Here is an 8,480-nt window from a genome sequence, read left to right on the forward strand (position 1 = left end):
GTGGAGTATGGCAAAGCCAGGAAAAGTGGGTTTGAGTCGTGTGCTGAGTGCCTCTAAATATTCTTATCAGGGGTTGCGAGCTCAATGGCAGCATGAAGCAGCCTTTCGACAAGAGGTGTGTTTGTTCTTAATTGCTTTGCCTTTGGCATTGTGGCTTGGTGATAATGGTTTGGAGCGTGCTGTATTGATCTTCTCTGTTGGTATGGTGTTAATTGTTGAGACTTTTAATTCCAGTGTTGAGGCGGTAGTGGATCGCATTAGTCATGAGCATCATGAATTATCTGGAAGGGCAAAAGATCTTGGTTCTGCGGCGGTGATGCTGGCGTTGATTTTAGCAGCAGTGGTTTGGTTAGTGATTTTGTTTGGCTAGCCTTGCCTTAGCGAGACAAGGATGGATATAAAAAAACCGGCAGTTGCCGGTTTTTTTATAGGTATTAGGCCAGTGCTTTGATTTTTGCACTCAAGCGGCTCTTATGACGAGCTGCTTTGTTTTTGTGGTATAGGCCTTTGTTAGCCGCTTTGTCTAGCTTTGAAGTCGCTAGAACGTAAGCTGCTTGTGCTTCAGCTTGATTGCCTGCTTCGATAGCTGCGTCTACTTTTTTCAAGTAAGTGCGAACCATAGAGCGAAGGCTACCATTGTGAGCGCGACGTTTAATTGCCTGGCGCGCACGTTTTTTTGAACCGGCGGAATTTGCCACGGTCTGGCTCCTTTAAGTTTTCTAAATGAAAACGACACAGCAAAGTGCTATGTCGTGAAATTAATGTCAAAGTTTTAACTTTAAAATCTCGCGGCGGATTTTACCAGTTTTTTGCGTTCTAACAACCCTATTCTGCATTTATTCGTGAAAACAGGCGATATAATTGGCTGCGTTAATCGCCTTTTGGGTGTTATTCTTGTCGGATTATATTGCTTGGAAGTGTCTTTAATCAAAATGTCGGAACTTGATTCTTCGGTCACCAAGAAACCTAACTCTTTGTCTTTATTGCGTTCTGGTGTGTTGGTTTCCATTTGTACCTTTCTTTCTCGGATATTAGGTTTGGTTCGAGATGCCGCGTTGGCTTTTGTATTAGGAGCCAGTGGCAGTGCCGATGCTTTTTTTGTCGCCTTTAAAATTCCTAATTTTTTTCGTCGATTGTTTGCTGAGGGAGCCTTTTCGCAAGCCTTTGTTCCGGTATTAAGTGATTATCGTGTGAAAGAAACGCAAGCAGATGTGCGTGCTTTGGTGGCGGCAGTCACTGGCTCATTGAGTTTGGTGTTGTTGTGTGTCACAGCATTGTTTATGTTGTGCGCGCCTTGGGTGGTGTATGTTTTTGCGCCGGGTTTTGTTGACGATGCCGCACAAGCAGCATTGGCGTCTGAATTGCTGGTGATTACGTTCCCGTATCTATTGTTTATTTCTCTGACGGCCTTGGCGGGCGGCATTTTAAATGCCCATGGTGAATACGCTGTGCCAGCCATTACGCCCATTTTTTTGAATATTTCTTTGATTGTCGCGACCTTGATGTTTGCGCGCTCAGCCGCTCAGGCAGAAGTGGCAGTCGCTTGGGGTGTGTTTTTTGCTGGATTGATTCAGTTGTTGTTTCAGGTGCCGTTTTTAGCGCGACTTAAACTCTTGTCCATGCCGAGGTTAGGGTTTTCGCATCCTGGCGTGAAGCGGATTTTATTGTTGATTGGTCCTGCTTTGTTTGGTGTCTCGGTTGGACAAATTAATTTGTTACTGGATACTGTGTTGGCGTCTTTTCTGGAAACGGGCAGTATTACTTGGCTGTATTTGTCTGATCGTTTATATGAATTGCCGTTGGGTATCTTTGCCATTGCTATAAGTACGGTTATTTTGCCTTCCTTATCACGGAGCTTTTCGGGGGGGGAGTCGTCGCGCTTCTCTGACACCATGGATTGGGCGCTGCGAATTTTGTTGCTGATTGCAGTGCCCTCTTCATTAGCTTTGTTTATGTTGGCGGAACCTTTAATTGCCACGATTTTCTATCGCGGGGAATTGACGGTAAATGATGTACACAAAGCTGCGCAAAGTTTGCAGGCGTACTCTCTAGGTTTGGTATTTATGATGCTAATAAAGGTCTTGGCGCCAGGCTATTACGCTCGCCAAGACACTAAAACACCGGTAAAGATTGGCATTATTGCTATGGTGTCTAATATGATTTTTAACCTGATTTTGGTTTGGCCTCTTGGGCACGTTGGTTTGGCTTTGGCGACCAGCATGTCGGCAGCTCTGAATGCATTTTTATTGTGGTTTGGTTTGTACAGAGCTAAGCATCATGTGTTTACTTCGCAATGGCGCGTCATACTGCGCATTTTGTTGTCCGCCACTTTGGCTTTGGCTGCGTGCTTGTATGGTTATCAGCAATTGGGTTGGCAATGGACGCAAATGTCCGATATTCATCGCGTTGCTAATACCTTGCTGATCGTCGTCTCTGGTGTGGCTGTTTACGCTCTGGTGGCCTTTGTGGCTGGGTTGCGTCCCGCTATTTTAAAACAGGATTAAGGAATTAACTTGTCTATGCTTGGCTTGTATAAGTTCTGGCCTACCTTCGGCTGGTGAACTGCTATATAATCGCGGGTATTTTTTTGACGTTAATCTTTAATTGTTTTGTACGGGGTTCTATGGAGTTAATTCGCGGTATTCATAATATCCGTTCTAGGCATAAGGACTGCGTGCTGACGATTGGTAATTTTGATGGTGTTCATTTAGGCCACAGCGCCATTTTGTCAAGAGTAAAAAATTTGGCAAAACAATATGATGCGCCTGCTGCCATTATGATTTTCGAACCGCAACCGAGAGAGTTCTTTGCGCCAGATAGCGCGCCTGGGAGAATCGGTAGATTGCGCGATAAAGTAGCCTTTTTGATGGATCAAGGTATCGATTACGTATTGTGCATGCCATTCAATCCTAAGTTGCAACAATTGGATGCTGAAGCGTTCTGTCAGCATATCTTGCTGGATGGCTTATCGGTAAAGCATTTGGTGGTAGGCGATGATTTTCGTTTTGGTTGTGATCGTCAAGGAGATTTTAACTATTTAAAAGGCTTTGGTGAGCAGCATCAGTTTGTTGTGGAGAATACGCCATCGGTTTTAAATGAAGTGCAGCAGCGAGTGAGTAGCTCTTTGGTTCGTATTGCTTTAGAACAGGGCGATGTTAAAGCCGCTGAAATGAATATGGGCCATCCAGTGAGTTTGAGTGGACGAGTCGTTCATGGTCAGCAGTTGGGGCGCAAGCTTGGCTTTCCGACCGCTAATATTCATTTAAAAGGTGTGACGCCTGCTCTGTCTGGTGTTTATGCTGTGCAGCTATTGATTAATGGTGAGTGCCATGATGGCGTTGCCAACATTGGCGTGCGTCCAACAGTACAAGGAAAAACGCCTATTTTAGAGGTGCATTTACTGGATTTTGAAGGTGATTTGTATGATCAATATGTGGATGTCATCTTTCGCCAATTTATTCGAGCCGAACGAAAAATGTCCGGCCTAGAAGAGTTAGAAAAACAAATTCAATGTGACAAAGAAGAAGCGATTCGCTTTTTCAGCAATCAGTGAACTGATGATCTTTGAGGATAAATCGATAAACCATGAGTGATTATAAACCGACACTGAATTTGCCAAACACGGATTTTCCGATGCGTGGTGATTTGGCAAAACGTGAACCTGCAATGCTTAAGCGTTGGCAGGATATGGATCTTTATAAGAAAGTACGCGAAGTAAGTAAAGGTCGTAAGCCATTTATTCTTCATGATGGCCCTCCATATGCTAATGGTAGTATTCATATTGGTCACGCGGTTAACAAAATCCTCAAAGATATTATTGTTAAATCGAAAGCTGTGAGCGGATATGACGCGCCTTATATTCCTGGTTGGGACTGTCACGGTCTGCCAATTGAGCATAAAGTTGAGCAGATGATTGGCAAAGCGGGCGACAAGGTGTCGTTCAAAGAATTTCGCGCGAAATGCCGCGAATATGCTTATACGCAAATCGAAGAGCAGAAAAAAGATTTTGTTCGTCTAGGTGTAATGGGGGATTGGGAAAAACCTTATCTGACCATGAACTTCGAGACAGAGGCCAATATTGTTCGCGCACTTGGCAAAATCGCTGAGAACGGTCACCTAGTAAAAGGCTTCAAGCCGGTTTACTGGAGTGTGGTAGGTGGTTCGGCTTTGGCGGAAGCGGAAGTGGAATACCAGGATAAAACCTCTTTGTCTTTGGATGTGCGTTATGCTCCACAAGATGAAGCGGCTTTCTTGGCAAGGTTTTCTGATGTCACGGGAGAAGGCCCTGTTTCTGTTGTGATTTGGACAACCACTCCTTGGACCTTGCCTGCTAGTCAGGCGGTATCCATCCATCCAGAGTTTAACTATGCTTTGGTCGAAGTGGATATGGGTCAAGGCAAAGAGCGTTTGGTGTTGGCCGAAGACATGGTGCCGGGTGTTATGCAGCGTTACGGTCAAGAAGACTTCCGTATCGTAGGTCGTGCACAAGGTCAGTCATTGGCTGACAGTCTACTGAATCATCCTTTCTTTGAGCGTAATATTCTGTTGATCTTGGGCGAGCACGTTACGACAGAAGCGGGTACAGGCTGTGTTCATACAGCACCAGATCACGGTGTGGATGACTTTAACGTGGGCCGTGCTAATGGTTTGGGTACGATTAATCTAGTACAGGATAACGGTGTGTATTCTGATGCGGCCGGTGACTTTGCTGGCATGCATGTTTATAAAGTTGATGACGCCATTCTTGAAGTGTTGAATAAGCACCAAGCGTTGGTTTTCCAATCAAAAATCTTCCATAGTTACCCACATTGCTGGCGTACTAAAACGCCTTTGATTTTCCGTGCGACGCCGCAATGGTTTGTTAGTATGGATGAGAAAGGTTTGTTGGATTCTGCCAAAGAAGCCGTTAAAGGCGTTAAGTGGACGCCAAGCTGGGGGCAGAACCGCATGGAGGGTATGTTGAATAACAGCCCTGACTGGTGTGTGTCTCGTCAGCGTACTTGGGGGGTGCCAATTGCGCTCTTTATTGACAAAGAAACGCAAGAGTTGCACCCAGAAACACCGCGTCTTATCGAAGAAGTTGCGCAGCGTATTGAAAAAGTAGGCATTGATGCTTGGTTTGAGCTAGATGCGGCCGAATTGCTTGGTGCGGATGCAGAGAAATACAGCAAGGTAACAGATACTTTGGATGTGTGGTTTGATTCTGGTGTGACGCACTACTCAGTAATTGATCAGCGTGAAGAGTTAAGCTTCCCTGCTGATTTGTATCTTGAAGGGTCGGATCAGCACCGTGGTTGGTTCCAGTCGTCTTTGAAGACATCTATCGCGATTCGCGGCGTACCACCTTATAAAGGTGTGTTGACTCACGGCTTCACGGTAGACGGTGATGGCCGCAAGATGTCTAAGTCTTTGGGTAACGTTGTTTCGCCACAGAAAGTAATGAGTACTTTAGGCGCTGACATTATTCGTTTGTGGGTGGCTGCAACGGATTACACAGGCGAAATGACGGTTTCAGACGAAATCCTGAAGCGTGTTGCAGATTCTTATCGTCGTATTCGTAATACAGCACGTTTCATGCTGGCCAACTTGAACGGTTTTGATCCGGCGAAAGACATGGTTGAGAACGAAAATATGATCGCTCTTGATCGTTGGATCGTAGATCGTGCAGCGCAGTTGCAAAAAGAGATCGACGAGGCTTACAACGAGTACCAATTCCACGCAGTGAATCAGAAGATTCAGAACTTCTGTTCAGTGGACTTAGGTGGTTTTTATCTAGATGTTATCAAAGACCGTCAGTACACGACTCAGCCAGACAGTTTGGCGCGTCGCTCTGCACAAACGGCTTTGTATCACATTGTTGAGGCCTTTACTCGTTGGATTGCTCCTGTATTGAGTTTTACAGCCGATGAAATCTGGCAGGCACTACCAGGTGAGCATGGTGAATCCGTGTTCTTGGAAACTTGGTATGAAGGTCTAACTGAGTTGTCTGGTGATGAAGAGCTTGGTCGCGATTTCTGGAAGCAGGTGTTGGAAGCGAAAGTAGCTACCAACAAGGTACTAGAAGCAGCGCGCAATGACGGCAAGATTAAAGCGAGTTTGAGTGCGGAAATTACCTTGTACTGTGATGATGCTTTGCAAAATGTATTGGATCGTTTAGGAGAAGAGTTGCGCTTCGTGTTGATCGCATCTGATGTCAAAGTATTGCCTTTGGCGGATGCATCTGAAGATGCGGTTAACTCTGAACTGGCCGGACTAAAAGTATCAGTTGTGACTAGCTCGAACGAGAAGTGTGTGCGTTGTTGGCACCACAGAGAAGAAGTCGGTAAGCGTGAAGTGCATCCGGAATTATGTGATCGTTGTATCAGTAATTTACCTGATGGGGAAGGTGAAGAGCGCTTTTATGCTTAATCAGATGAAGTTGACTTATATCAGACAGCAACTCCAGCGCTGGTGGGCGCTGGCGCTGGTTGTTTTTGGATTGGATTGGATCACCAAGCAGGTAATAGAAGCAAATTTGCACTATGGACAAGAAATTGCCGTATTGCCTGTGTTTGATTTGACCCTGCGTTACAACACCGGGGCTGCGTTCAGTTTCTTGGCACAAGCGGGTGGTTGGCAGCGTTGGTTATTTTCGTTGATCGCAATCGCTGTCGTAATAGGTATAAGTTGGCGTTTGGTTAAAATTGCCAAAACCCATGTGCTTGAAGCCTTGTCTTTAAGTTTAATTTTGGGGGGCGCCATAGGTAATTTGTATGATCGTCTGGTGTATGGTCATGTTGTGGATTTCTTGCAATTTCACTGGCAACAATCTTGGTATTTTCCTGCTTTTAATGTGGCAGACAGTGCGATTACGATTGGGGTTGTCTTGATGCTTGTTGAAAGCGTCATTGGCCCTAAGCAAACAGGTGACGATAAATGAGTTCAATTACAGAACAAAGCCGTATTAGTCTTCATTTCGAACTGGCGTTGGAAGATGGTCAAATTGTTGACTCGAACTTTGGTCAAACACCAGCGACCTTTAATTACGGTGATGGTAGTTTGCTACCTGCTTTTGAAGAAGCGCTTTTAGGGCTAGATAAAGGGGCGGAAACCAGCTTTGTTATGCCTCCTGAAAAAGCATTTGGTGCACATAACGAAAGTAATTTACAGCGTATCCCTCGTGGCCAATTTGATATGGATTTAGAGGAAGGGATGGTTGTGTCTTTTGCTGATATGAGTAAAAACGAATTGCCTGGTGTGATTGCTGAAATCGGTTCTGAAGAGGTATTGGTGGATTTTAATCACCCTTTGGCTGGACGTACCCTGACGTTTAAAGTGCAGATTATCTCTGTCGAGGAGACAGCATGAGCTTTGCCATCCAGCTTGCTAACCCACGAGGATTCTGTGCAGGTGTAGATCGTGCCATTGATATTGTGAATCGTTGTCTTGATATATTTGAGGCGCCAATTTATGTGCGACATGAAGTGGTCCACAATAAATTCGTGGTGGAGTCGTTGAAAGCTCGTGGTGCGGTTTTTGTTGATGAGCTTCATCAGGTGCCGGACGATAATATTGTTATCTTTAGTGCCCATGGTGTATCAAAAGCGGTAAGGGATGAGGCTACAAATCGTGGTTTAAAAGTATTTGATGCCACTTGTCCATTGGTAACTAAAGTGCACCTAGAAGTATTGCGTTATTCACGTGATGGGATGGAATGCGTTCTGATTGGTCATGATGGTCACCCAGAGGTTGAAGGTACTATGGGGCAGTATGATGACTCAAAAGGTGGCGCTATTTACTTGGTTGAAAGTCCCGATGATGTAGCAAAATTAACGGTTAATAATCCAGATAAATTGGCTTTTGTTACACAAACTACTTTGTCCATGGATGATACCTCTGTTGTCATTGATGCTTTAAGAGAATACTTTCCACTCATTCGTGGCCCTAAAAAAGACGATATTTGCTATGCAACACAGAACCGTCAAGATGCCGTGAAAACATTGGCGGAAAACTCACAGTTGGTATTGGTAGTCGGGTCGGTGAACAGTTCTAATTCTAATCGTCTTAAAGAACTGGCTGAGAGAATGGGGGCAAAGGCTTATTTAATCGATAATGCAAGTGAGATTAATCGTGATTGGTTACAAGGAGTTAGTAGCGTAGGTGTAACTGCTGGAGCATCAGCGCCAGAGGTGTTGGTGAATGAAGTAATTGATCGCCTTATTAGTGAAGGGGGCTCATCACCAGAAGAGCTTAAAGGCAGGGAAGAAAATGTGTCCTTTTCGATGCCGAAGGAGTTGAGGATAGTCGAGCTTTGATTAGGTGGAAAAATATTTAGTTTTTTTGCCGAAAGCACTTGCGTAAAAAAAATCAAACTGTATTATACGCCACCACTGATCGCAAATAAGCGGTTAGCACGCTCTTTAAAATAGATAATCAGATAATTTGTGTGGGCGCTCGCTGGGGCTTCAAAAAGAAATTGAAGTCTCATGAGAGTCTAACAC

General features: G+C 44.8%; 8 protein-coding genes. 7 read left to right on the plus strand and 1 reads right to left on the minus strand.

From position 1 onward, the window contains the following. Positions 1–7 precede the first annotated feature (7 nt). Positions 8–370: a diacylglycerol kinase gene (locus ACXAH2_RS15760; RefSeq protein ID WP_475079807.1), complete on the plus strand. Its 363-nt coding sequence runs from the start codon at positions 8–10 to the stop codon at positions 368–370. A gap of 64 nt (positions 371–434) precedes the next feature. Here ACXAH2_RS15760 and rpsT read toward each other — a convergent pair whose 3' ends face one another. Next, positions 435–698 carry a 30S ribosomal protein S20 gene (gene rpsT, locus ACXAH2_RS15765; protein WP_013797789.1) on the minus strand — a complete coding sequence of 88 codons (264 nt, stop codon included), beginning with the start codon at positions 696–698 and terminating at the stop codon, positions 435–437. Between the two features lie 234 nt (positions 699–932). On the opposite strand from rpsT, the gene murJ reads away from it, so the two are divergent. The 6 genes from murJ (at position 933) to ispH (ending at position 8,294) form a co-directional block, all read left to right on the plus strand. Beyond that, positions 933–2,504 (plus strand): murein biosynthesis integral membrane protein MurJ, encoded by a 1,572-nt coding sequence (gene murJ, locus ACXAH2_RS15770; protein WP_475079809.1) that lies wholly within the window; start codon positions 933–935, stop codon positions 2,502–2,504. 119 nt (positions 2,505–2,623) lie between these two features. Then, positions 2,624–3,553: a bifunctional riboflavin kinase/FAD synthetase gene (gene ribF / locus ACXAH2_RS15775; protein ID WP_475079810.1), complete on the plus strand. Its 930-nt coding sequence runs from the start codon at positions 2,624–2,626 to the stop codon at positions 3,551–3,553. A 32-nt stretch (positions 3,554–3,585) separates the two neighbouring features. Beyond that, the gene (gene ileS / locus ACXAH2_RS15780) at positions 3,586–6,408 is read left to right on the plus strand and encodes an isoleucine--tRNA ligase (protein ID WP_475079812.1); all 2,823 of its coding nucleotides are present in this window, start codon (positions 3,586–3,588) and stop codon (positions 6,406–6,408) included. A gap of 4 nt (positions 6,409–6,412) precedes the next feature. Continuing rightward, entirely contained in the window at positions 6,413–6,919 is a 507-nt protein-coding gene (gene lspA, locus ACXAH2_RS15785) for a signal peptidase II (protein ID WP_475079821.1), read from the plus strand. Beyond that, the gene (locus tag ACXAH2_RS15790) at positions 6,916–7,347 is read left to right on the plus strand and encodes an FKBP-type peptidyl-prolyl cis-trans isomerase (protein ID WP_475079814.1); all 432 of its coding nucleotides are present in this window, start codon (positions 6,916–6,918) and stop codon (positions 7,345–7,347) included. The genes lspA and ACXAH2_RS15790 overlap by 4 nt, the downstream gene beginning before the upstream one ends. Further along, positions 7,344–8,294 carry a 4-hydroxy-3-methylbut-2-enyl diphosphate reductase gene (gene ispH, locus ACXAH2_RS15795; protein ID WP_475079816.1) on the plus strand — a complete coding sequence of 317 codons (951 nt, stop codon included), beginning with the start codon at positions 7,344–7,346 and terminating at the stop codon, positions 8,292–8,294. The genes ACXAH2_RS15790 and ispH overlap by 4 nt, the downstream gene beginning before the upstream one ends. Positions 8,295–8,480: the final 186 nt, after the last annotated feature.

This window comes from Marinomonas sp. ABL3_031, from assembly GCF_056161265.1.